The organism is Micromonospora phaseoli, from assembly GCF_900109115.1.
In the GTDB taxonomy this organism is placed as follows: domain Bacteria; phylum Actinomycetota; class Actinomycetes; order Mycobacteriales; family Micromonosporaceae; genus Micromonospora; species Micromonospora phaseoli.
Genome location: NZ_FNYV01000006.1, coordinates 293,845 through 318,267, shown reverse-complemented (window position 1 = coordinate 318,267; position 24,423 = coordinate 293,845). Strand labels below are relative to the sequence as shown.

Sequence of the window (24,423 nt, the reverse complement as noted above, 5' to 3'; positions counted from 1 at the left end):
ATGGCTTCATGCCCGCGTACCGCCTGGGTTCCTATGCCCTGCTGCTCGCCGCACCGCTGTTCGTCGCCGGAAACGCGGTGACCGCCCTCGGCTGGCGGCAACCGCCGTTCAGTTGGCGTACCCACAACATCAGTGACCTGGGGAACGTCACCTGCGGCATGTGGGACACCAGTCGGCCGCGACCGGTCTGTTCGCCCTGGCACCCGTTGATGAACGGCACGATGATCGCCACTGGCCTGCTGATCGTGGTCGGTCTGCTGCTGACCTGGACCGCGCTCGGTCGCGGGGCCGCAGTGCGGGCCGCCCAGCTGGCTGCGTTGGCGGGTGCCAGCGGGTATGTCCTGGCCGGCGTCTATCCGGCGGACGTCGACGAGAATCGGCACTTCCTCGCCGCGTTGCTGGTCTTCGGGGCGGGCAACATCGCGTTGCTGCTGTCGGCGCTACCCCGGCGGTCCGCGGTGCTCGGGCCGGTGCGGTGGCTCGGCCTCGTGCTGGGGCTGACCGGGGTCCTCGCGACGCTTCTCTTCTTCGCCCAGGTGGATCTCGGCTTCGGCGTCGGCGGCATGGAACGCGTGGTCGTGGCCCCATTCCTGCTCTGGACGGTCGTGCTCGGCAGCCAACTGGGTCCCGGCCCGGGCTGCCCCGTGCCCTCGGCGTAGTCGGCGTCGCTCACCCGGGCAGCCCAGGCGCCGGCGTGACCGTAGAAGTCACACCGAGTAACGAGCGGAGGAGTGTCATGCCTTCCCGGCCTGATGTCACAGCGACATGGATATGTCACCGTGACATCAGGCCGGTCCGGTGGCGGTCAGGCGCGGTCGAACCGGTCCAGCGTCCAGGCGTTGACGAACGCCTCCTCCCGCCAGGCGTCGTAGCGCCCGCTCGGCCCGCCGTGACCGGCCTCCATCTCGGTCTTCAGCAGGTAGTCGCCCTGCGGCGCGACCGCCCGCAGCCGGGCGATCCACTTTGCCGGCTCGTGGTAGAGCACCCGCGTGTCGTTGAGGCTGGTCATCGCCAGAATCGCCGGGTAGTCCAGCGCCGCGACGTTCTCGTACGGCGTGTACGACTTCATGTACGCGTACACCTCGGGGTCGGCCAGCGGGTTGCCCCACTCCTCCCACTCGGTCACGGTCAGCGGCAGCGACGGATCGAGGATCGTGTTGAGCGCGTCCACGAACGGCACCTGCGCGACGATGCCGGTGAAGGCGTCCGGTGCGAGATTGGCCACCGCGCCCATCAACAGCCCGCCGGCCGAACCACCCCGGGCGACCAGCCGGTCCGGGGCCGTCCAGCCGGCCTTCGCCAGGTGCCGGGCACAGGCGACGAAATCGGTGAAGGTGTTCTTCTTGGCCAGCATCTTTCCCTGGTCGTACCAGCGGCGGCCCAGTTCGCCGCCGCCCCGCACGTGGGCCACCGCGAAGATCACCCCACGGTCGAGCAGGGACAGCCGGCCGACCGAGAACCACGGGTCCATGCTCGCCTCGTAGGAGCCGTACCCGTAGATGACGCAGGGGGCGGAGCCGTCACGAGGGGTGCCGCGCCGGTAGACCAGGGAGATCGGCACCTTCGTGCCGTCGTCGGCCATGGCCCACTCCCGGTGCTGCTCGTACTCCTGCGGCTGGTACGCCCGACCGTCCGGCCCGGGCAGCACCGGCCGGCGGCGTAGCAGCGTCAACTCGCGGGTCACCAGGTCGTAGTCGTAGACCGAGTCCGGGGTGACCAGCGAGGTGTAGCGCAGCCGCAGTCGTCCGCTGCGGTACTCGGGGTTGGCGTCCAGGCCGACGGTGTGCAGCGGCTCCGGGAACTCGATGTCGTGGGTGTCCCCGCCGCCGACCGGCAGCACCCGCAGTCCGGTGAGACCGTTGCTGCGTACGGTGAGGACCAGGTGGTCGGCGAAGGCGTCGACCGATTCCAGCCGGGTGCCCGGCGAGTGGTCGATCAGCGGCACCCAGTCGCCCGGGGCGTCCGCCGAGGTGTACGCCAGCGCGAAGTCCTCGGCGCCGTCGTTGTGCAGGATCAGGAACCGGTGCCCGTGGTGCTCCACCGAGTACTCGACGCCCTGCCGGCGCGGCGCGATCACCGCCGGCTCGCCGGTCGGGTTGCCGGCCGGGATGGCCAGCACCTCGCTGGTGATCTTGCTGGCGATGTCGATGAGGACGAACCGCTCCGAGCGGGTCAGCTCGACCCCGACCCAGAACCGCTCGTCGTCCTCGGCGTGCACCACCGCGTCGTCGGCGGTGGCCGTGCCGATCACGTGCCGCCAGACCCGGTTGGGCCGCCACGCCTCGTCCACGGTGACGTAGAACAGCACCGAGGCGTCGGCGGACCAGGCGGTGCCGTAGAAGGTGCCGGGGATCTCGTCGGGCAGCGGTTCCCCGGAGTCGAGGTCCTTGATTCGCAGGGTGAACCGCTCATCGCCGGAGAAGTCCGTCGAGTAGGCCAGGAAACGACCATCCGGGCTGACGTCGAAGGCGCCCAGCGCGAAGAAGTCGTGCCCCTCGGCGAGCAGGTTCCCGTCGAGCAGCACCTGCTCCCCGTCGAGCGGAGCACCGGCCGCGCTGATCGGTGGCTCGGTCTCGCCGTCGCGGACCGCCCGACGGCAGTGCACGCCGTACTGCTGGCCCTCGACGGTGCGGGTGTAGTACCAGTGCCCGCCCTTGCGGGTCGGCACCGACAGGTCGGTCTCCTGGGTGCGCCGCCGGATCTCCTCGAACAACTCGGTGCGCAGCCCGGACAGGTGTGCCGTCCGGGCTGCGGCCCAGGCGTTCTCGGCGTTGAGATAGCTGATGGTCTCCGGATCGTCCTTGGTAGCCAGCCAGGCGTACTCGTCGACGACGGTGTCGCCGTGGTGGACGCGCTCGGTCGGCACCCGCTTAGCTGCGGGAACGGGGGTCTCGGTGGTCACGGCGCCACGTTACCGGCCTTCGAGGTCTCCGGTACGGAGCAAATCCCTACCCGATCGTTCGAACACATGTACGATCGCCGGCATGGTGCCAGCCCGTTCCACCGGCGCGTCCGGTGCCCTCGACATCGCCCACCGGCTGACCGAGATCTGCGGTCCGCGCTTCGCCCGCCTCGCCGGGCCGGCCGACGAGGTGGCCGGACGCGCGGCCCGCTGGGTGGCGGTGCCCGGCGGGCCACGCGCCGCAGCACGGGTGCTGCGGCTGGCCGCGCGGCATGAGCTGACGGTCGTGCCGAGGGGAGCCGGCACCAAAATCGACTGGGGCGCCGCGCCCGAACGGCTCGACATCATGCTCGACACCGGGCGGCTGGCCGGCATCGGCCACCAGGCGCCCGACCGGGGCACCGTCGAGGTCGGCGCGGGCACCCCGCTGCGGGCGGTGCAGGCCACCCTGGAGCGCACCGGCCAGCGGCTCGCGCTGGACGCCCCGTCGCCGGGCGCCACCCTCGGCGGGGTGCTCGCCGCGGACGAGGCCGGCCCGCTGCGGCACCGCCACGGCACCGCCTGCGACCAGTTGGTCGGGCTGCGCTACCTGGACGCCGACGGCGAGCTGACCGAGGCCGGTGGCGGGGCGACCGGGCTGGCCCAGGCGCGGCTGCTGTGCGGCTCGGAGGGGGCGCTCGGTGTGCTGGTCAGCGCGGTGCTACGGGTACAGGCCGTGCCGGCCACCCGGGTCTGGGTGACCCGGCCGGTGTGGACCCCGCTGGAGGTGCACGACCTGATCAAGGCGCTGCTCGCTGCCCGGCTCGATCCGGCCGCGGTCGAACTCGACCTGCCGGTCGGCCCGGCATCCCGGCCACACTGGGATCCGCGGGCCGCCGCGATGGCCTGCCATCCGTCGATGACCGGGCGCGCGCCGACCGGCTCGACGGGTGCCGGTTCCCTGGTGGTGTTGCTGGAGGGCGGGCCCGCTGAGGTGGCGGAGCGCTCCGATCGGTTGGTGAGACTGTTCGGCGGCCGGTCGACCGTCGCCCGGTCGGCACCGCCGTGGTGGCGCAGCTACCCCTTCGCCCCCGGCGACACGGCGCTGCGGCTGGAGGTGCCGATCACCGACCTGCACGCCGCTGTGTACGCGCTACGTGACGCGACCGGCGGGCCGGTGCCGGTCCGTGGCTCGGCCGGGCTCGGCGTGGTGCACGCCGCCCTGCCCGGCGGGATGCCACCCGACCGGGTGGCGACGATTCTGGCGGCGGTCCGGAGCGTGCTGCTCGCCCGACAGGGCCGGTGCGTGGTGCTCGCCGCGCCGCCCGCTGTCCGACGGGCCGTCGACCTCTGGGGCGAGCTGGCCGACCTGGCCCGGCTGCGGGCGGTCAAGCAGCACCTCGACCCCGGCCACCGGCTGTCGCCCGGCCGCCTCCCCGGCGGACTCTGACCGGGAACAGGTGGGCGCAGGTCAGACGGCGTCGTTGCGCAGGACGAGGATGGCGATGTCGTCGCGGGGCTCCTCGACCGAGAAGTTGATCGTGGCCGCGCGCAGCCGCGCGGCCACCACGTCCGCCGAGTAGCCGGCGAGCGGTGCCGCCGCGTCCCGCAGCCGGCCCGTGCCGAACAGCTCCCGGCCCCGGCGGCGCTCGGTCACCCCATCGGTATAGAAGACCAGGCAGTCACCCGGGTCGAGAGCGATCTGCGAGGTCGGCGTGGTGATCGCGTCGAGCAGGCCGAGCGCGGTGCCGCCGGTGCCGACGAAGGTCGCCGGGCCGCCCGCCGAGTGCACCAGCACCGGCCGATCGTGCCCGGCCAGGTGCAGCCCCACGTCGAGCTGGTCTCCGTCACCCGGCCCGACCGCCGCCAGGGCCAGCGTGCAGTACCGGCCGGAGCCCCGCTCGACAAGCGTCTCGTTGAGCCGGGCCAGCACCTCGGGCAGCGGCTTGCCGTCTCCGGCCAGCACCCGGATCACGTCCCGGCACAGCCCGGTGACCGCCGCGGCCTGTACCCCCTTGCCGGAGACGTCGCCGATGACCACCAGCCAGCGACCGTCCGGCATCGGCACCACGTCGTAGAAGTCGCCACCGACCTCGGCGTCCCCGCCGGTCGGGACGTACTCGGCGGCGAATCCGATGCCCTCCACGACCGGCAGCACCGGCGGCAGCAGCGACTGCTGGAGCGTCTGCGCCACCCGGCGGCGCTCGGCGTGGATCCGGGCGTTCTCGATCGCCAGGGCCGCCCGCCGGGCCACGTCCTCCAGCACGCCGATCTCGTCGGGGTCCTGCCGGTGTCGCTGGTGCCGGCCGACGGCCAGCGTGCCGAGGCGCTGGCCCCGGGCGATCAACGGCACGGCGAAACCCTCCATCGGGGAGCCGAGCGGAGTGCGGGTGCCGTTGCGGCTGGCCTCCCGCAGCCGCGCCTGGATCGAGTCGGTGCCGGCCTCACGCAGGGTGGCGTGCAGCTGCGGCAGCATCGACTCGTCGGCGTGGCTGGCTGCCGCGAGCCGGAGCCGACCCCACTCGTCGGTGGTGTGTATCGCGCACCACTGGCCGAGGCGGGGGACCACCAGTTGCGGGACGAGCGCCATGGTCAGCTCCACGTCCAACGACTGGGCGAGCAGTTCGCTGGCCTCGGCGAGGAAGGTCAGCCACGCCTGCCGGCGTACGTCGGCGCGGCGCAGCCGGTCGTTCTCCAGGTGCAACGAGAGTCGCTCGGCGGTCAGCAGGGCCAGCGGCTGGGCGTACGCGGTGGGCGCGGCGTCCAACTCCAGTTCACCGGCGTACGGGCGGTGCACCGCAAGCGGCACCCGGAGCAGGTCGCTGCCGGCCCGGGGCTGCCGCCCGTACCGGGCGAGCACCTGGGAGCCCTGGCCGTCGCCCCGGTCCAGTCGGACCACACCACCGGCGGCGCCGACCATCTCCGCCACCCGGGTCAGCAGGCTGGCGGCGAAATCCGGCAGCGGATCGTCGGCGTACGGGTCGGGGGTGGTCTGCATCAGCGCGCTCATCGCACCGGCGCTCGGTACGACGGTCTGTCCGATGCCGTCCGGATCACCGGCGGCCGGTGGCACGAACGGGGCGGACCCCGTCCCGTCCCGCCCGGCACGGTCCAGCCGGAACCACACGCCCTTGCCGGTGGGCAGATAGGTGGTGCCCCAGCGGCTGGCGAAATGGTCGACCAGCAGCAGTCCGCGCCCCCGTTCGGCGACCTCGGTGATGTCCTCGGACAGGTTGCGTACCCCGACGGTCAACTCGTCGACCGGGCCGGAGGCGAAGTCGGAGACCGTCACCGTCAGCCCCACCTGGTCGGCGGTGACCTCGATGTCCAGTTCGGTGCGGGCATGCTCGACCGCGTTGGTGGACAGCTCCGTGGTCAGCAGAAGTGCCTCGTTGAGCAGTTCGTCCAGGTCCGCCTCGGCGAGCACGGACCGGACCACGGCCCGCGCAGCAGCCGGCGTACGGCGGTCGGCGGGAAGCCGGACGCGCCGCACATGCTCCTCTGGGCCCCCGTCCGTCGCGGGCCCCGCCTCCGCTGACACCCTCGTATCCTGCACCGACACCCGTCCGCTGCCAAGCTGATCACCCTTGGCTGTTCGATGACGGCCGGTGGCATGGCGTGGCGGTTTCCAGGTCACGGGGACAATGATGGGGTGGCCGGCGCAAGCCGGTGAACCCCGAGGTGAGTGAGGAATGATGACCACGGCGAAACAGTCGGTGACCGCGGACACCTCCGCCGCCGACCACGAGGCGGTCCTCACCGAGCTGGCGGAGGCGCTGCGACGGGTCCGTCGCGGGGATCTCAAGGTGCGGCTGCCCCGACGTTCGGGCACCGCCGGCGAGGTGGCGGACGCCTTCAACGACGTGGTGTCGCTCCAGGAGCGGCAGCATCTGGACCTGCGCCGGATCAGCCGGATCGTCGGCCGCGACGGCCGGCTGACCGAGCGTCTGGACGAGGAGGGACTGGACGGCTCCTGGGCCGACGGCCAGCGGGCGGTCAACTCCCTGATCGACGATCTGGGCCGACCCACCACCGAGATCGCCCGGGTCATCGTGGCGGTCGCCGACGGTGACCTCTCCCAGCACATGGCGCTGGAGATCGACGGTCGCCCGCTGCGTGGTGAGTACCTGCGCATCGGCCGCACGGTCAACACCATGGTCGACCAGCTCTCGTCCTTCTCCAACGAGGTGACCCGGGTGGCCCGTGAGGTGGGCACCGAGGGCAAGCTCGGCGGCCAGGCCGACGTACGTGGCGTCGCCGGCACCTGGAAGGACCTCACCGACTCGGTGAACACCATGGCGTCGAACCTGACCGGCCAGGTGCGGTCCATCTCCCAGGTGGCCACGGCGATGGCGAAGGGCGACCTGTCCCAGAAGATCACCGTCAGCGCTCGCGGTGAGGTCGCCGAACTGGCCGACACGATGAACTCGCTCACCGACACGCTGCGGCTCTTCGCCGAGCAGGTGACGCGGGTGGCCCGTGAGGTGGGCACCGAGGGCAAGCTCGGCGGTCAGGCGGAGGTGCCGGGCGTCGCGGGCACCTGGAAGGACCTGACCGACAGCGTCAACTCGATGGCGTCGAACCTCACGGCCCAGGTGCGGAACATCGCCCAGGTCTCCACGGCGGTCGCCCGCGGCGACCTGTCGCAGAAGATCACCGTGGCCGCGCAGGGCGAGATCCTGGAGCTCAAGGACACCGTCAACACGATGGTGGACCAGTTGTCGTCGTTCGCCGACGAGGTGACCCGGGTGGCGCGCGAGGTGGGCACCGAGGGCAAGTTGGGCGGCCAGGCCCAGGTGCGCGGCGTCTCCGGCACCTGGCGGGATCTCACCGAGAACGTCAACCAGCTCGCCGGGAACCTGACCAGCCAGGTCCGCAACATCTCGCAGGTCTCGACGGCGGTCGCCAAGGGTGACCTGTCGCAGAAGATCACGGTCGACGCCCGGGGCGAGATGCTGGAGTTGAAGTCGACGGTGAACACGATGGTGGACCAGCTGTCGTCGTTCGCCGACGAGGTCACGCGGGTGGCGCGCGAGGTGGGCACCGAGGGCAAGCTCGGCGGTCAGGCCCAGGTCAAGGGCGTCTCGGGCACCTGGCGGGACCTGACCGACAACGTGAACTCGATGGCGTCGAACCTGACCAGTCAGGTGCGGAACATCGCCTCGGTCACCACGGCGGTCGCGAAGGGTGACCTGTCGCAGAAGATCACGGTCGACGCCCGGGGCGAGATCCTGGAGTTGAAGTCGACGGTGAACACGATGGTGGACCAGCTGTCGTCGTTCGCCGACGAGGTGACCCGGGTGGCCCGTGAGGTGGGCACCGAGGGCAACCTCGGCGGCCAGGCACAGGTGCGCGGGGTCGCCGGCACCTGGCGGGACCTGACCGACAACGTGAACTCGATGGCGTCGAACCTGACCGCTCAGGTGCGGAACATCGCGCAGGTCTCCACCGCCGTCGCCAAGGGCGACCTGTCGCAGAAGATCACCGTCGACGCGCAGGGCGAGATCCTGGAGTTGAAGTCGACGGTGAACACGATGGTGGACCAGCTGTCGTCGTTCGCCGACGAGGTGACCCGGGTAGCCCGTGAGGTGGGCACCGAGGGCAAGTTGGGCGGTCAGGCCGAGGTCAAGGGCGTTTCGGGCACCTGGCGGGACCTGACCGGCAACGTGAACTCGATGGCGTCGAACCTGACCAGTCAGGTGCGGAACATCGCCTCGGTCACCACGGCGGTGGCCAACGGCGACCTGTCCCAGAAGATCACCGTCGACGCGCAGGGCGAGATCCTGGAGCTGAAGAACACCGTCAACACGATGGTGGACCAGCTGTCGTCGTTCGCCGACGAGGTGACCCGGGTGGCCCGTGAGGTGGGCACCGAGGGCAAGCTCGGCGGTCAGGCCCAGGTCAAGGGGGTCTCCGGCACCTGGCGGGATCTCACCGAGAACGTCAACCAGCTCGCGTCGACGCTGACCACCCAGCTGCGGGCGATCGCCCGGGTCTCGACGTCGGTGACCCGGGGCGACCTCACCCAACGGGTCGCGGTGAAGGCCCAGGGCGAGGTCGCCGAGCTGAAGGACAACATCAACCAGATGATCGTCACCCTGCGGGAGACGACCCACAAGAACGCCGAGCAGGGCTGGCTCGACTCCAACCTGGCCCGCATCGGCGGCCTGTTGCAGGGCCAGCGGGACCTCGGCGAGGTCTGCCGGATGATCATGCAGGAGGTGACTCCGCTGGTCGACGCGCAGCTCGGCGCGTTCTTCCTGGCGGACAACTCCGAGGGGGTGATGCGACTGCGACTCACCGCCTCGTACGGATATGTCTCGCGTGGCCACGACGTGACCTTCGGGCCGGGCGAGGGGCTGGTCGGTCAGGCCGCTCTCTCCCGACGCACCATCCGGGTCGGCGCGGTGCCCGACGGCCGGATCACGCTGCGGTCCGGCCTGGCCGACACGCCACCGGCCGACCTGGTCGTGCTGCCGGTTCTCTTCGAGGGCGAACTGCTCGGCGTGATCGAGTTCGCCACCGTCACTCCCTACTCCGAGCTGCACCTGTCGTTCCTGGAGCGGCTGGTCTCCACCATCGGCATCGCGGTCAACACCATCCAGGCCAACCGGCGTACCGAGGAGCTGCTGGCCCAGTCGCAGCGGCTGGCGCACGAACTGCAGGAGCAGTCGGCGGAGTTGCAGCGCACCAACGCCGAGTTGGAGGACAAGGCCAAGCTGCTCTCCGAGCAGAAGGCGAACATCGAGACCCAGAACCGGGAGATCGAGCTGGCCCGTCTTGGTCTGGAGGACAAGGCGCAGCAGCTGACCCGGGCCTCGGCGTACAAGTCGGAGTTCCTAGCGAACATGAGCCACGAGCTGCGTACGCCGCTGAACTCCCTGCTGCTGCTGGCCCGGCTGCTGATGGAGAACTCGGAGCAGAACCTGACCCCGAAGCAGATCGAGTTCGCCCGGACCATCCACGGCTCCGGCTCCGACCTGCTGCGCCTGATCGACGACATCCTCGACCTGTCCAAGATCGAAGCGGGCCGGATGGACGTCGAGCCGACCGAGGTCCGGTTCGCCGAGATCTGCAGCTATGTCGAGCAGGCCTTCGCGCCGCAGGCCGACGACAAGGGCCTGGATTTCCAGGTACGCATCGGCAAGGACCTGCCGTCGGCGGTGGTCACCGACGCCCAGCGGCTTCAGCAGATCCTGCGCAACCTGCTGTCGAACGCGGTCAAGTTCACCGACAACGGCGCGGTGACGCTGCGCATCTCCCAGGCCCCGGAGCACGCGATCTTCGACGTGCCGGCGTTGACCAACGCCCAGCAGGTGATCGCGTTCACGGTGATCGACACCGGCATCGGCATCTCGGACGACAAGCTGTCGCTGATCTTCGAGGCGTTCCAGCAGGCGGACGGCACCACCAGCCGGCGGTACGGCGGCACCGGGCTGGGCCTGTCGATCAGCCGGGATCTGGCCCGGCTGATCGGCGGCACGATCACCGTCTCCTCGGCGCCCGGTCAGGGCTCCACGTTCACCCTCTACCTGCCCGACGTGCTCGCGCCGGACGCGGTGGTGGCCCCGTCACCACCGTCGCCGCAGCGGGCCGGGCTGCCGGCGTCGCTGCTGATGCCGCCGATGGAGTTGCTGCCGGAGCCGCCGCAGGCACCGAAGACCCGTCAGCTGGACGGCGCCACGGTGCTGATCGTCGACGACGACGTGCGTAACGTCTTCGCCCTGACCAGCGCGCTCGAACTGCACGGCATGACCGTGCTGTACGCCGACAACGGCAGCGACGGGGTGCGGCTGCTGGCCGAGCACCCAGAGGTGGACATCGTCCTGATGGATGCCATGATGCCGGATCAGGACGGGTACGAGACGACCCGGCAGATCCGGCGCAACCACCGTTTCGCGGACCTGCCGATCGTGTTCCTGACCGCGAAGGCGATGCCGGGCGACCGGGAGTCCGCGATCGTCGCCGGGGCCAGCGACTACATCACCAAGCCCGTCGACCTGGATGAGTTGATCGAGTTGATGAGCTCCTGGATCAGCGGCAGCCGTACCGAGGAGGGCTCGTGACGCAGGTGGCGAAGGCGCTGCTGGTCGATGACCGTCGGGAGAACCTGATGGCCCTGGAGGCGATCCTCCAGGGGCTGCCGGTGCAGTCGGTCGCCGTGGAGAGCGGCGAGGCGGCGCTCAAGCAGTTGCTGGTGGACGACTTCGCGGTGATCCTGCTGGACGCCCAGATGCCGGACATGGACGGCTTCGAGACGGCCAGCCACATCAAGCGGCGGGAGCGTACCCGGGCCGTCCCGATCATCTTCCTGACCGCCGCCGACCGGGACGCGCAGCTGGCGTTGCGCGGCTACGCGGTCGGCGCGGTGGACTACCTCACCAAACCGTTCGATCCCTGGGTGTTGCGGGCCAAGGTCTCCGTCTTCGTGGAGTTGTGGACCAAGACCCGGCAGCTGGCGGCCCAGTCGGACATGGTCCGCGAGCGCGACACCCAGTGGCGGTTGCTGACCGATGCGGTCGACGAGGCCACCACCCTGCTCCGCGCCGCCGACACCCCCGACGCGGTCGATCGGGCGGTCACCCTCCTCGAGCAGGCCCGCTGGGGCACCACCCCCGACTGACCCAGCTGAACAGGGGGTCAGGGGGCGGGAGCGTCGTTGCGGATCATCAGGGCGCTGCGCAGGCCGGTGATGTCCAGGACGCGGAGCAGGAAATCGCCCACGTTGGTCAGGATGAGCAGGGCCTGCGCGTGGCTGGCCTTGCGGCTGAGCACGACCAGCGTCCCCAGCCCCTGCGAGTCGCAAAAGGTGACCCCGCCGAGATCGAGCACGATCCGTGGCGGCGGCTCGGTGAGGATCTCATTGACGACGGTCGACAGCTGGGCGGCCGTGAGCATGTCGATCTCACCGGCGAGGCGCAGCACTGCTTCGTCGCCCGTTCGGTGCACGGTGATGGACAGTTCGGCACGATCCACCGGGTCAGCCTATCGCGATCTCGGGCACCCGGCCTGTCGAGGGCGGGCCGACCAGGACCAGCGTGCCGGGGGTGAGCCTGGTAACCCCGATCCGGGGTGCCTGCCGATCCGCCGCCGGGCGCTGACACAATGGCTGCATCGTGACCAAGGTGTTTCCCGCCGGATCCGACCGTTACCCGGTCGACGCGCCGGCCTCAGAGGCCCTGTTCGACCGCGCTCGCGCCATCGTGCCGGGCGGGGTGAACTCCCCCGTGCGTGCCTTCCGGGCGGTCGGGGGCACACCGCGCTTCATGGTCCGCGGCGAAGGGCCCTGGCTGCACGACGCCGACGGCCGACGCTACGTCGATCTGGTCTGCTCCTGGGGGCCGCTGATCCTCGGTCACGCTCACCCCGAGGTGGTCGCGGCGGTGCAGGCCGCCGCCGCGAACGGCACCAGCTTCGGCACGCCCACCCCGGGCGAGGTCGACCTGGCCGCCGAGATCGTCGCGCGTACCCCGGTCGAGCAGGTCCGGTTGGTCAACTCCGGTACCGAGGCGACCATGTCGGCGATCCGGCTGGCCCGGGGGTACACCGGTCGCTCGAAGATCATCAAGTTCGCCGGTTGCTACCACGGGCACGTGGACGCGCTGTTGGCCGCCGCCGGCTCCGGCGTGGCCACCCTCGGCCTGCCCGACTCGCCGGGCGTCACCGGCGCGGCGGCCGGCGAGACCATCGTGCTGCCGTACAACGACGTCACCGCCGTCGAGGAGGCGTTCGCGGCGGAGGGGCCGCACATCGCGGCGGTGATCACCGAGGCGGCTCCGGGCAACATGGGAGTGGTCGCTCCCCGTGACGGCTTCAACGAGCAGTTGGCGAGGATCGCGCACGCGCACGGCGCGCTGCTCGTCATCGACGAGGTGATGACCGGCTTCCGGGTCTCCCGCGCCGGTTGGCACGGCCTCGACCCGGTCGAGGCGGACCTGTGGACGTACGGCAAGGTCATGGGTGGGGGCCTGCCCGCCGCGGCGTTCGGCGGGCGGGCGGAGATCATGTCTCGACTGGCCCCCGCCGGCCCCGTCTACCAGGCCGGCACCCTCTCCGGAAACCCCCTCGCCTGTGCGGCCGGTCTGGCCACCCTGCGGCTGGCCGACGACGCGCTCTACCGCCGGCTGGACTCCACCGCCGCCGCCGTGGGCAAGCTCGCCGCCGACGCGCTGGCCGCCGCCGGGGTCCCGCACCGGCTGTCGTACGCCGGCAGCATGTTCTCGATCTTCTTCACCGACGCCGACGTCGTGGACTACGACAGCGCCCGCACCCAGCAGGTGCCGGCGTTCAAGGCGTTCTTCCACGCGATGCTCGCCGCCGGGGTCTACCTGCCGCCGAGCGCGTTCGAATCCTGGTTCGTCTCGGCGGCGATCGACGATGCCGCCCTGGAGCAGATCGCCGCCGCGCTTCCGGCGGCGGCCAACGCGGCGGCAGCGGCAGGTCACGGGGGGTAGCAGTGAGCGCGAGGAGTGAGCCGGTTCTGCGAGCCCCGCAGTCGCGAACGAAGGGGGCACAGCGGTGAGTAAGACGGTGGTCCACGTGCTCCGGCACGGCGAGGTGTACAACCCGGACGGCATCCTCTATGGCCGGCTACCCGGATTCCGCCTCAGCGAGCTGGGTGTCCAGATGGCCAAGGCGGCGGCGCAGGGGCTCGCCGAGCGCGAGGTCGTGCACGTGGTGGCCAGCCCGCTCGAACGCGCCCAGCAGACCGCCGAGCCGATCGCCGCCCAGTTCGGATTGCCCGTCGGGGTGGACGAGCGGCTGATCGAGAGCGCGAACTGGTTCGAGGGCAAGAAGGTCTCGCCCGGTGACGGCTCCTTCCGCGACCCCCGCAACTGGTGGGTGCTGCGTGACCCGGTCACCCCCTCCTGGGGGGAGGCGTACCAGGCGATCGCCGAGCGGATGTTCGCCGCCCTGCACGCCGCCCGGATCGCCGCCGATGGCCGAGAGGCCGTGCTGGTCTCGCACCAACTGCCGATCTGGACGCTGCGCCGGCACGTCGAGCGCAAGCGGCTCTGGCACGATCCGCGCCGCCGGCAATGCTCGCTGGCCTCGCTCACCACCTTCCACTTCGACGGCGCCAAGATCGTCGGCATCGGCTACTCCGAACCGGCCGCGCACCTGGTGGCGATGTCGCCGACCGCACGGACAGCCAAGGGGGCCTGAGATGGGCCTCCGGAGGCTGGCCGCCGGCCTGCTCGGCGCCGTGACCGCCACGGTCGCCCTGGCCGGCTGCACCGCCGACGGCCGGGAGTCGGCCTGCGACAGCGCCGGCGGCATCGTGGAGTGCTCCCCGGACCAGCGCAGCGCCGCCCCCAAGATCACCGGCGAGTTGCTCCCGGGCGGCACCTACGACGTGGCGAACCAGCGTGGTCAGGTCGTCGTGGTCAACTTCTGGGGCTCCTGGTGTGCGCCGTGCCGGGCCGAGGCCGACGACCTGGAGAACACCTACCAGGCGACCAGGGCATCCGGCGTCACCTTCCTCGGCATCAACGTGCAGGACAGCCGGGACAAGGCGATCGCCTTCGAGGAGGGCCGGGTCAGCTACCCGAGCATCTTCGACCCGGGCAGCCGGCTCGCCCTCGCCATGGACATCCCGCCGAACACCATCCCGGCGACCGTCGTACTGGACCGGGAGGGCCGGATCGCCACCGTCATCCGGGCGGCGGTCAAGCAGGAGGGCCTGCAACCCATCGTCGAGCGGATCGCCGCGGAATCGCCCGAGCCGGCCGGTCAGCGCTGATGGGCGAGACGTTCGGCCAGCTCGCCGAGTCCGGCCCGCTGCTGCTGGCGCTGGGCGCGGCGGCCCTGGCCGGCCTGGTCAGCTTCCTGTCCCCGTGCGTGCTGCCGCTGATGCCCGGCTACCTCTCGTACGTCACCGGCCTCGCCGGCGCCGACCTGGAAGGCCGAGATGAAAGGAAGGGCCCCCCGTTAACGCCTCCGGTAGAGCAGGGGGCCCCTGTTAACACCGCAGCCGGCGGCGAGCAGACGAGCGGCGAGCAGACAGGCGGCGGCGTCGGCACCGCCGTACGGGAGGGCACCCGGGTCAGCGCGGCGGTCAAGGGCCGGGTACTCGCCGGGACTTTGCTCTTCATCGCCGGGTTCACCGTCGTCTTCACCGCCACCGCGATCCTGTTCAGCAGTATCGGCCGGGTCTTCTTCGACTACGAGCGGGCGCTGGAGATCGGCGTCGGCGGGCTCATCGTCGTACTCGGGCTGGGCTACCTCGGGGTGCTACCCGGCTTCCAGCGCGAGTTCCGGATCAACCGGCTGCCCACCGCCGGCCTGCTCGGCGCGCCCGTGCTCGGTGCGGTCTTCGCGCTGAGCTGGGTCCCCTGCACCGGCCCCACCCTGGCCGCGGTGCTCGGCATGGCGACCACCAGCGGTCAGACCGACCGGGCGGTGGTGCTGGCCGTGGCGTACTGCCTCGGGTTGGGGATCCCGTTCATCGTCTTCGGGCTGGGCTTCGAGCGCCTGCTCGGCGTCTTCCGCACCGTACGCCGGCACAGCCGCTGGGTCACCCGGGTCGGCGGCGTACTGCTGATCCTGATCGGCCTGGCGCTGGTCAGCGGCGGCTGGACGAACGTGGTGATCTGGCTGCAGACCACCTTCGGCACCGGCGAGGTGAGCATCTGATGACCGCCGTGGACGACCGGCCGACCGCGCCGGCTGATGCTCCCCGGCGTCGCCCCAACCCGCTGCTGGCCCTGCTGCGCAACTCGTGGCGGCAGCTGACCAGCATGCGTACCGCACTGGTGTTGCTCTTCCTGCTCGCGGTCGCGGCCATCCCCGGGTCGGTGCTGCCGCAGCGCGGCGTCAACCCGGAGGACGTGCGCGACTTCTTCACCGCGCACCCCGACCTGGCGCCGCTGCTCGACCGGGTGGGCGCGTTCGAGGCGTTCAGCTCGGCCTGGTTCTCCGCGATCTACCTGCTGCTGTTCACCTCGCTGATCGGGTGCATCACGCCCCGGCTCCGCGACCACGTCCGGGCGCTGCGCGCCAGGCCGCCGGCCGTACCGAAGCGGCTGGAGCGGCTGCCGCAGCACGCGGTGGTCCCCGCGCCGGACGGCGGTGCGGCGGCGGTCGCCGAGACGCTGCGCCGCCGACGGTGGCGGGTGGCGGTCCGGGGCGACGAGATCTCCGCCGAGAAGGGCTACCTGAAGGAGACCGGCAACCTGATCTTCCACAGCTCGATGCTGGTGGTGCTGGTCGCCGTCGCGCTCGGCTCCTGGTACGGCTGGCACGGCAACCGGCTGCTGGTCGCCGGTGAGGACCAGGTCTTCTGCAACACCCGCCAGCAGTACGCCGAGGCGAAGCTCGGGCCGCGTGTCGACGACGACCTGCCCCGCTTCTGCATGCAGTTGGACGAGTTCGACGCCCGGTTCCTGGAGACCGGCCAGCCCGCGTTCTACAACGCGAAGGTGACCGTGGACTCCGACGGCGGCCCGCCACGGCCAGCCGAGTTCTCGGTCAACTCGCCGTTACGCCTCGACGGTGCGAACGTCTACCTGCTCGGGCACGGGTACGCCCCGGTGATCCGGTACACCGACCGGTTCGGTCGCAGCCAGACCAGCGCGGTGCCGTTCCTCAGCACCGGCGACGTCGGGCTGAGCAGCGAGGGCCTGGCCGCCTTCCCGGACGCCAACGTCGACCCGGACACCGGCGAGCGGGATCCGGACCTCCAGGTCGCCTTCTCGGGGCTCTACCTGCCGACCGCGCCGCAGGAGCCGCCGTTCGTGCGTTCGGAGCACCCGACCGAACGCAACCCGCTGCTCGACCTGGTGGCCTACCGGGGCAACCTGGGCCTGGACGCCGGCATCCCCGGCTCGGTCTACCAGCTCGACCAGCGTCAGGTGAGCAACGGCCGGCTCACCGAGATCGGCGCGAAGCAGCTGCGGACCGGCGAGAGCTGGACGCTGGACGACGGCACGAAGGTCGAGTTCCTGGGTACGCGGCCCTTCATCACCCTCTCCGTGCGCCACGACCCGGGCACCACGCTGCTGCTGGTCAGCTCGATCGGGCTGGTGCTCGGGCTGATGGGTTCGCTGTTCGTCCGGCGCCGACGGATCTTCGTCCGGGTGCTGCCGCCAGGTTCCGGTGCCCCCGACAGTGGATCTCCGACAGGCGGTAGTAGTTTGGTCGAGGTAGCTGGCCTGCCGCGTACCGAGCACCCCGGGTTCGCCGCCGAGTTCGCCCAACTGGTCGCCGCCATCGGCGCCGGCGGGCGGCCCGGCGACGCCGGCACCGACCCGGGCACGCCGGCCGGGGCGCGGGAAGGAGCCGAGTGATGTCCGCACTCTCCGACCAGGTGGTGTCGATCGCCACCCTGGTCTACCTGCTGGCGATGATCAGCCACGCGGTCGAGTACGCCCTCGGTAACGTGCGCGCCAGGGCCGTCGCGGCACCCGCGCGCGAACTGGTCGGCGCCGCCGCCTCCCCGGGCGGCGCGGCCGGTGGCGCGCTGGGCGGTGGCGTGGCGGCCGGTGGCGCGGTGGCGACCGAGGTACCCAGCCGGGCCGAGCGCACCGCGCGGCGGGCCGAGTGGGCCGGGCGGATCGCGGTCGGGCTGACCGTCCTGGGCGCGGCGCTGCACCTGGCCGGCCTGGTCACCCGCGGTCTCGCGGCGGACCGGATGCCGTGGGGCAACATGTACGAGTTCGTGCTCACGGTCTCGTTCATCGGGGTCGCCGCCTGGCTGGTCGTACTGGTGAAATGGCCGTTCCTGCGCCGCCTCGGGCTCTTCCTGACCCTGGTGATGGTGCTCCTGGTGGCCACCGCAGAGTTGGTGCTCTACACCCCGATCGTGCCGCTGGTGCCGGCGCTCAACTCGTACTGGTTCATCGTGCACGTGTCGACCATCGTCTTCGCCTCGGGGCTCTTCCTGCTGGGCGTGGTGCCGGCGGTGGCGTACCTGATGCGGGCCGGGTACGAGGACGGCAAGCGCAGCTTCCCGTACACCCTGGCGAGGCGGCTGCCCGCGGCGGCCGGGCTGGAGCGGCTCACCTTCGTGCTGCACGCCTTCTCATTCCCGATCTTCACCTTCGCGGTGATCGCCGGAGCGATCTGGGCCGAGGCGGCCTGGGGTCGACCGTGGGGCTGGGACCCGAAGGAGACCTGGGCGTTCATCTCCTGGGTGGTGTACGCGGGCTACCTGCACGCCCGGGCCACACCGAGCGTGAAGCGGAACGTGGCCGCCTGGCTGGCCATCCTCGGCTTCCTGACGGTGCTGATGAATCTCTTCGGCGTGAACATCTTCTTCGAGGGACTGCACTCGTACGGCGGCCTCTGACCATTCTGCACTGCCGATCTGAGGTCGACATCCGACATGCGTCAACCTTGTCGGTCGTGGTCGGTGCCGCTCCAGACCCGGTGAGTTATGTCGCCCCGCCCACCAGCCCACCGGCCGTGCCCCGACGACCGGTTGTCCTCCTGCACGCTCGGAATCTTGGAGATTTTTCCGTCCGCAGCGAACGGAGAATCTCCAAGATTCCGAAGGCCATCCGTCGCCGGCGTGCCGGACGGCCCCGCATCAGTTCCGCGCTGTTGACGGAGGTGGCGGAGTCATGGCGGAGCTGACCGGCGCCCGGTGGCGCACCAGCACCCGGAGCAGCACCAACGGCGGCAACTGCGTCGAGGTGGCCGACAACCTGCTCGGCACGATCGCGGTACGCGACAGCAAGGACCGCGACGGCGCTGTGCTGATCTTCGGCCCGGCGGCCTGGCACGCCTTCGTGCAGTCGACCCGCCGGCAATGACAGCACGGCTGCCGAGGCCGGCGGAGTGACCGGCTGGCACCGGTCACCCCGCACGACCACGATCAGGACTGGGCGTAGACGACGACCGGGACCTCGTCGTTGTCCGCGTCGTCATCCCACCAGGAGCGGTACGGCCCCGGCGCGTTGAGGCTCACCGCACCGGTCTCGCCGGCCACGGCGATGATCCGGACACCGAAGTCCACCTGGTGGGTCTCCCCGGCGGCGAAGACCGAGCTGGGCACCGCGCAGCGGTACCAGGAGGCACCGAGCAGCGGCTCGCCGCCGTACCAGCCGTCCGCCGTCTCGTGGAGGGCGAAGCAGGGCTCGGGCACCGACTCCACGGTCACCCCGGTCGGCACCTTCAGGTAGAACGGGGCCACCTCGCCCGCGCCGTTGCGGAACTCGTCGAGGCTCCCCGCGCCGTTGTTGCGGACCCCGAAGCGCAGGGTGGCCGAAGCGCCGACCGGACCGACGACCGGCTCCGCCAGGGCGGCCAGGTCCAGGCTGTTCGGCACCTCGTCGACGTAGAAGGACGCCCAGTTGTCGCTCGGGTCGATCTCCCTGGTGAGGGTGCGGGCCGAGGCGATGGCGGCGCGGGTGGGCCGCAGCATCAGCTCCGTGCCACCCTCCCGCCGCTGGTAGCCCAGCTGCGACGGCAGCGGCGCGGCGCCCGCCAGCGGCTCGACGAACTGGTCGAGGCTCTCCCCGGCGTACGCCGAATCGCCGATCTCGAACCCGAAACCGCCCGGAACCTCCATCGTCGTCCCCGGCCGGGCCCGTGCGGTGAGGTCGCAGACGACCGACGTGCGGTGACCGGTCAGCGGGGCGTACCAGCAGTTGGACCACGTCGAGGGCGTCAGCCCGGAGGAGAGGGTGAAGGTGACCCGGACTCCCCGGCTGGTGCGGTTGCCGACGTTGGTGAGCCGGACCGGTGCGGCCAACCGGTCGCCGACGGCGGCCGTGTCCACCCGGCCGTCGCCCAGGTTGACCAGATCCGCCCCGTCGCTGACGGAGATCGTTGCCGTCGCCACCGAGGGCTCGGCGTTGTCGGCCAGCGCCTGGTACGCGACGGTGGCGCTGTCGCCCTCGGCGGCGCCGGCCACCGGCCGGAACAGCACCGGGATGCTGCCGGCCTGGAGGCTGGCGGTCGGGTCGACGTCCGGCGGGAGCGGGCAGGTGACCTGGGTGCCGGCGGTGGCGCACCAGGCGGGGAACTCGGCGGTGGCGACGCCGGCCAGGTCGGTCAGGTCGACGACGACCCGGGGGTTAACCGCCTCCTGGGCGAACACGTAGAGCTGCTTGGCCTTGCCGGGAGCGCCGGCCGCCCCGATCACGACATCGTCAAGGTGGGCCTGGAACCAACCGGACCCGGTCTCGGCGTGGGCCGGGGCCCCGAACGCCACGGCCGACGTGGCGACCGCCAGCGCCACGGCGGCGCGTACCGCCCGGGCGTGCGGACTGCGCACAGATCGCATCTGACTCCTTAAACCGAGGGGGCCCGACGGCACACCGGCGCCCTGCGCGCCGGGCCGGTCGGGAGTCATGAGTTTAGATGCGGGGTACGACGCCCGGTGCCCCGTGCGACGTGATCTCCGCCCGAATGCCAGCCCGGCTTGGCGGACCGGTCAGGCGGTGCGGGAGACTTGCTGGCATGGCGGCTCGTGGGTTCCCGTACACCGATCTGAAGGACTTTCTCGCGGCGCTGGAGCGCGAGGGCGAGCTGCGCCGCGTGAGCGTGCCGGTCGACCCCACGCTGGAGATCAGTGAGGTGGTCACCCGGGCGGTCCGGGCCGGCGGGCCGGCGCTGCTCTTCGAGCGGCCCACCCGGGGCGAGATGCCGGTGGCGATCAACCTCTTCGGCACCGAGAAGCGCACCGCGATGGCCCTCGGCGTCGAGTCGCTGGACGAGATCGGCAACCGGATCGGCGAGATGCTCAAGCCGGAACTGCCGGTGGGCTTCGCCGGCATGATGGGTGGCCTGGGCAAGGTGATGCAGCTCAAGTCGATGCCGCCCAAGAAGGTCAAGACCGCCCCCTGCCAGCAGGTGGTCTACCGGGGTGACGACGTCGACCTGAACCGGTTGCCCGGACTCCAGGTGTGGCCCGGCGACGGCGGGATCTTCCACAACTTCGGGCTGACCCACACCAAGCACCCGGAGACCGGCAAGCGGAACCTCGGGTTGTACCGGCTCCAGCAGCACAGCCACAACACCCTCGGCATGCACTGGCAGATCCACAAGAACTCCACCGCGCACCACGCCGTCGCCGAGCGGCTCGGCCAGCGGCTGCCGGTCGCGATCGCCATCGGCTGCGACCCGGTGGTCAGCTACGCGTCGAGTGCGCCGCTGCCCGCGGACATCGACGAATACCTGTTCGCCGGGTTCCTGCGCGGCGAGCGGGTGGAGATGGTCGACTGCCTGACCGTGCCGTTGCAGGTACCGGCGCACGCCCAGGTGGTGCTGGAGGGCTACCTGGAGCCGGGCGAGCGGCTGCCGGAGGGACCGTTCGGCGACCACACCGGCTTCTACACCCCGGTCGAGCCGTTCCCCGTGCTGCATGTCGAGGCGATGACCATGCAGCGTGACCCGGTGTACCACTCGATCGTCACCTCGAAGCCGCCGCAGGAGGACCACGGCCTCGGCAAGGCCACCGAGCGGATCTTCGCGCCGCTGCTGCGGTTCCTCATCCCGGACATCGTCGACTACAACCTGCCGGCCGCCGGGGTCTTCCACAACTGCGCGATCGTCTCGATCCGCAAGCGGTACCCGAAGCACGCGCAGAAGGTGATGAACGCGATCTGGGGCGCGCACATGATGTCGCTGACCAAGCTGATCGTGATCGTGGACGAGGACTGCGACGTGCACGACTACCAGGAGGTGGCCTTCCGCGCGTTCGGCAACGTCGACTACGCCCGGGACCTGCTGCTCACCGAGGGCCCGGTCGATCACCTCGACCACTCGTCGTACCAGCAGTTCTGGGGTGGCAAGGCGGGCGTCGACGCCACCCGCAAGCTGCCCGAGGAGGGCTACCACCGGGGCTGGCCCGAGGAGATGACCATGGCGCCCGAGGTCGTGTCGCTGGTCGACAAGCGCTGGAAGGAGTACGGCATCTGATGACGGCAGTGCTGGAACGGCCCGGCCGGGTCAAGTCCTTCCTCAAGCTCGTGGCGATCGAGCACTCGGTGTTCGCGCTGCCGTTCGCGTACCTGTCGGCGTTTGCAGCGATGCAGGTCAACGGCGCAACGGTGCGCTGGCTCGACCTGCTGCTGATCACCGTGGCGATGGTCGGCGCACGGACGTTCGCGATGGCCGCGAACCGGATCCTGGATCGCCGGATCGACGCGCGGAATCCGCGTACCGCGAATCGGGAGCTGGTGACCGGGGCGGTGAGCCTGCGGACGGCCTGGACCGGTGCGGGCGTCGCCCTGGTGGTCTTCCTGGCCGCCGCCGCCCTGCTCAACCCGCTCTGCCTGGTGCTCGCGCCGCTGGCCGTGGTGCCGCTGGTCGTCTACCCGTACGGCAAGCGGTTCACCAACTGGCCGCACGCCATCCTGGCCCTCGCCCAGGCGGTCGGCCCGATCGGCGCCTGGCTCGCGGTGACCGGCACCCTCGCCGGCTCCGGGCCGGCCTGGCTGCTCGGCGCCGCCGTCGGCCTCTGGATCGGCGGCTTCGACCTGATCTACGCCTGCCAGGACGCCGAGGTGGACCGGAAGATCGGCGTGCACAGCGTGCCGGCCCGCTACGGGCTGCGGTTCGCGCTGCACGCCTCCACGGTCGCGCACGTGGTGACCTTCGCGCTGTTCCTGTGGTTCGGTGTGCTGATCGGCCTCGGCTGGCTCTGGTGGATCGGCCTGGCGCTGACCGCGGTCGCCTTCGGCTACCAGCACCTGGTGGTCACGCCGGCCGACCTGAGCCGGGTCAACCGGGCGTTCTTCACCGCCAACGGCTTCGTCGGCATCGCGTTGTTCACCTTCGCCCTGCTCGACCTGGTGATTCGGCTCGGACTGCGTCCCTGACCGGCCCGGCCGCGTAGCGGGCGCTCTCCACGGTCCAGTCGATGGTGCCGCGCACCGCCCGGGCCACCCCGTCGAGGTGCCCGGTGACGGCGGCGTCCAACGCCGGGCCGAACGAGGGCACCGTCGCGCGCAGGGCGACGAACTGGCGCATCGACCCGTGCCAGCGCTGCGCCGCCAGTTCGACGGCGTCCGGCACCGGTACGCGGCGCTCCGCGGCCAGGGCCAGCACCAGGTTGTGGCCGCCGGAGAAGATCTGGTCCCGCTCCAGCGAGGCGAGGTCGTTGTACCAGGAGAGCAGGTCGTTGCCGATGTCCCGGATCCGGCTCAGCAGCGGGTGGTGGTAGACCGGGTCGGGTAGCGGTCGGCCGCTGACGAACTCCACCAGCGGGTACGACACGTACGCCGCCGAGGTGGCCCGGCGAAGCTCGACGTACTCGTCGACGCCCGGCGCGTGACCGGTGGCCTTGTTCACCGCCTCCCGCCAGGTGCCGTCGAGGTGGTGGGCGACCGCGTCGGCGAAGCGCTGCCGCCAGCGGGCCGGCATCCGCCGCCGGGGCTCCCGCCACGCGCTCACCAGCAGCCGGCGCAGCGGGCCGCCCAGACCCGCGTGCCGCAGCCGGGGGGTGCCGCGCAGCAGCACCACCGCCCCGTCGCGCAGGCCGCGGATCTCGTCCAGGTCGAGCCGGCCAGGTCTGTCACAGGCGTCGTCGACCAGGAAGAACCAGGTGAACAGGGCAGCCAGCACCCGCAGGTCGGGCTCGGTGGCGTCCGGGTAGAGCCGTCCGGCGTAACGGGCGAAACCCGCCCGGTCCAACCGGTCGCGGGTCGGCGCGTCCAACGGCGGCCCGTTCGTCGGCAGCCAGGACACCAACCATTCCTGCACCGCGTCGGCGTACGGCGAGAGCCCGGGCGGCAGCGGGCAGGCGGCACGAAGCGACAGCAGGAGGTGGCGGGCGCCCTCGCCCGGCGACGGGATGATCTCGTCGGTCATCCCGGATCTCCCGTCCACCGCCACGGCGCTCTGCCTCCGGCAGCATGCCAGGTCACCCTCACCGCCGCAGTCCCGACCGGAGCTCTTTCCCGGGGTACCCGAACCGGCACTGGCGGCCACCAGGCAGGCTGTGGGGATGCGCGAACCATGGGTGGTCGGGGTGTCCGGGGCGTCCGGCACGCCGTACGCGGCCGCAGTCGTACGCGGGCTGCTCGACGCGGGAGAGCCGGTGGACCTGATCGTGTCCCGGGCCGCCCGGCTGACCGTCCTCGACGAGACCGGTCGTCCGTTCCGCGACGCGCACTGGCGGGACGATCTGGCGGCCTGGCTCGGGCGGGCACTCGGCGACGCGGACGTCCGCCACTGGCCCGCCGGTGACCTGGCGGCCGGGCCGAGCAGCGGCTCCTACCCGGTCCGCGGCATGGCGGTGGTACCGGCCAGCACGGCGGCCTGCGCCGGGATCGCCATCGGCCTGTCGAAGGACCTGTTGCAACGCGCCGCCGAGGTGAACCTGAAGGAACGCCGACGGGTGGTCATGGTGCCCCGCGAGACGCCGGTGACCCGCAGTCACCTGGAGCACCTGATCGCACTGCACGACGCCGGCGCGGTGGTGCTACCGGCCAGCCCCGGCTTCTACGGTGCCGGAGCCGACGCCTCTGCCGCACAGCTCGTGGATTTCGTGGCCGGCAAGGTGCTCGACGCCCTGGGCGTACCCCACACCCTGTTCCGGCGTTGGGCCGGAAGGCTGAACGCGGACCGGACCTGACGACCGGTCCGCGTCC

19 protein-coding genes are annotated in these 24,423 nt (G+C 71.4%); 14 read left to right on the top strand and 5 right to left on the bottom strand.

Features of this window, described 5'->3' with window-relative positions; translation table 11 throughout:
• The first annotated feature begins 8 nt into the window (after positions 1-8).
• On the top strand, positions 9-659 hold the full coding sequence (locus BMY89_RS17770) for a DUF998 domain-containing protein (RefSeq protein ID WP_092381220.1): 651 nt from the start codon (positions 9-11) through the stop codon (positions 657-659).
• Positions 660-805: 146 nt separating this feature from the next.
• Here the strand turns inward: BMY89_RS17770 and BMY89_RS17765 are convergent, their stop codons facing one another.
• Entirely contained in the window at positions 806-2,902 is a 2,097-nt protein-coding gene (locus BMY89_RS17765; protein ID WP_092381108.1) for a S9 family peptidase, read from the bottom strand.
• An 82-nt stretch (positions 2,903-2,984) separates the two neighbouring features.
• Between BMY89_RS17765 and BMY89_RS17760 the strand changes: the two genes are divergently transcribed.
• Entirely contained in the window at positions 2,985-4,331 is a 1,347-nt protein-coding gene (locus BMY89_RS17760) for an FAD-binding oxidoreductase (protein ID WP_092381107.1), read from the top strand.
• Positions 4,332-4,352: 21 nt separating this feature from the next.
• Here BMY89_RS17760 and BMY89_RS17755 read toward each other — a convergent pair whose 3' ends face one another.
• On the bottom strand, positions 4,353-6,422 hold the full coding sequence (locus BMY89_RS17755) for a SpoIIE family protein phosphatase (protein WP_092381106.1): 2,070 nt from the start codon (positions 6,420-6,422) through the stop codon (positions 4,353-4,355).
• A 154-nt stretch (positions 6,423-6,576) separates the two neighbouring features.
• Between BMY89_RS17755 and BMY89_RS17750 the strand changes: the two genes are divergently transcribed.
• A complete protein-coding gene (locus tag BMY89_RS17750) occupies positions 6,577-10,947 on the top strand; it encodes a HAMP domain-containing protein (protein WP_092381219.1) in 4,371 nt (1,456 codons plus the stop codon).
• On the top strand, positions 10,944-11,504 hold the full coding sequence (locus BMY89_RS17745; protein ID WP_092381105.1) for a response regulator: 561 nt from the start codon (positions 10,944-10,946) through the stop codon (positions 11,502-11,504). Before BMY89_RS17750 ends, BMY89_RS17745 begins: the two co-directional genes overlap by 4 nt.
• 17 nt (positions 11,505-11,521) lie before the next feature.
• On the opposite strand, the gene BMY89_RS17740 is transcribed toward BMY89_RS17745, so the two are convergent.
• Positions 11,522-11,857 (bottom strand): STAS domain-containing protein, encoded by a 336-nt coding sequence (locus tag BMY89_RS17740; protein WP_092381104.1) that lies wholly within the window; start codon positions 11,855-11,857, stop codon positions 11,522-11,524.
• Between the two features lie 140 nt (positions 11,858-11,997).
• On the opposite strand from BMY89_RS17740, the gene hemL reads away from it, so the two are divergent.
• The 7 genes from hemL (at position 11,998) to BMY89_RS17705 (ending at position 18,636) form a co-directional block, all read left to right on the top strand.
• On the top strand, positions 11,998-13,335 hold the full coding sequence (gene hemL, locus BMY89_RS17735; RefSeq protein ID WP_092381103.1) for a glutamate-1-semialdehyde 2,1-aminomutase: 1,338 nt from the start codon (positions 11,998-12,000) through the stop codon (positions 13,333-13,335).
• 64 nt (positions 13,336-13,399) lie between these two features.
• On the top strand, positions 13,400-14,047 hold the full coding sequence (locus BMY89_RS17730) for a histidine phosphatase family protein (protein WP_092381102.1): 648 nt from the start codon (positions 13,400-13,402) through the stop codon (positions 14,045-14,047).
• A 1-nt stretch (position 14,048) separates the two neighbouring features.
• Positions 14,049-14,624 carry a TlpA family protein disulfide reductase gene (locus tag BMY89_RS17725; protein ID WP_092381101.1) on the top strand — a complete coding sequence of 192 codons (576 nt, stop codon included), beginning with the start codon at positions 14,049-14,051 and terminating at the stop codon, positions 14,622-14,624.
• Positions 14,624-15,517 (top strand): cytochrome c biogenesis CcdA family protein, encoded by an 894-nt coding sequence (locus tag BMY89_RS17720; RefSeq protein WP_092381100.1) that lies wholly within the window; start codon positions 14,624-14,626, stop codon positions 15,515-15,517. The genes BMY89_RS17725 and BMY89_RS17720 overlap by 1 nt, the downstream gene beginning before the upstream one ends.
• On the top strand, positions 15,517-17,169 hold the full coding sequence (locus tag BMY89_RS17715) for a cytochrome c biogenesis protein ResB (RefSeq protein WP_092381099.1): 1,653 nt from the start codon (positions 15,517-15,519) through the stop codon (positions 17,167-17,169). Before BMY89_RS17720 ends, BMY89_RS17715 begins: the two co-directional genes overlap by 1 nt.
• Positions 17,169-18,170, top strand: a complete 1,002-nt coding sequence (gene ccsB, locus BMY89_RS17710; protein WP_092381098.1) for a c-type cytochrome biogenesis protein CcsB — start codon at positions 17,169-17,171, stop codon at positions 18,168-18,170. Before BMY89_RS17715 ends, ccsB begins: the two co-directional genes overlap by 1 nt.
• A gap of 274 nt (positions 18,171-18,444) precedes the next feature.
• Positions 18,445-18,636: a DUF397 domain-containing protein gene (locus BMY89_RS17705; RefSeq protein ID WP_092381097.1), complete on the top strand. Its 192-nt coding sequence runs from the start codon at positions 18,445-18,447 to the stop codon at positions 18,634-18,636.
• 62 nt (positions 18,637-18,698) lie between these two features.
• Here the strand turns inward: BMY89_RS17705 and BMY89_RS17700 are convergent, their stop codons facing one another.
• Positions 18,699-20,111 carry a hypothetical protein gene (locus BMY89_RS17700; protein ID WP_139217964.1) on the bottom strand — a complete coding sequence of 471 codons (1,413 nt, stop codon included), beginning with the start codon at positions 20,109-20,111 and terminating at the stop codon, positions 18,699-18,701.
• A 176-nt stretch (positions 20,112-20,287) separates the two neighbouring features.
• Between BMY89_RS17700 and BMY89_RS17695 the strand changes: the two genes are divergently transcribed.
• Together BMY89_RS17695 and mqnP are read left to right on the top strand one after the other, a co-directional pair.
• Positions 20,288-21,748 carry a menaquinone biosynthesis decarboxylase gene (locus BMY89_RS17695; protein WP_092381095.1) on the top strand — a complete coding sequence of 487 codons (1,461 nt, stop codon included), beginning with the start codon at positions 20,288-20,290 and terminating at the stop codon, positions 21,746-21,748.
• The gene (mqnP, locus tag BMY89_RS17690) at positions 21,748-22,650 is read left to right on the top strand and encodes a menaquinone biosynthesis prenyltransferase MqnP (RefSeq protein ID WP_092381094.1); all 903 of its coding nucleotides are present in this window, start codon (positions 21,748-21,750) and stop codon (positions 22,648-22,650) included. Before BMY89_RS17695 ends, mqnP begins: the two co-directional genes overlap by 1 nt.
• Here mqnP and BMY89_RS17685 read toward each other — a convergent pair.
• Entirely contained in the window at positions 22,601-23,641 is a 1,041-nt protein-coding gene (locus BMY89_RS17685; RefSeq protein ID WP_092381093.1) for a terpene synthase family protein, read from the bottom strand. The two genes, mqnP and BMY89_RS17685, sit on opposite strands and share 50 nt — an antisense overlap.
• Positions 23,642-23,777: 136 nt before the next feature.
• On the opposite strand from BMY89_RS17685, the gene BMY89_RS17680 reads away from it, so the two are divergent.
• The gene (locus tag BMY89_RS17680; protein WP_092381092.1) at positions 23,778-24,407 is read left to right on the top strand and encodes a UbiX family flavin prenyltransferase; all 630 of its coding nucleotides are present in this window, start codon (positions 23,778-23,780) and stop codon (positions 24,405-24,407) included.
• Positions 24,408-24,423: the final 16 nt, after the last annotated feature.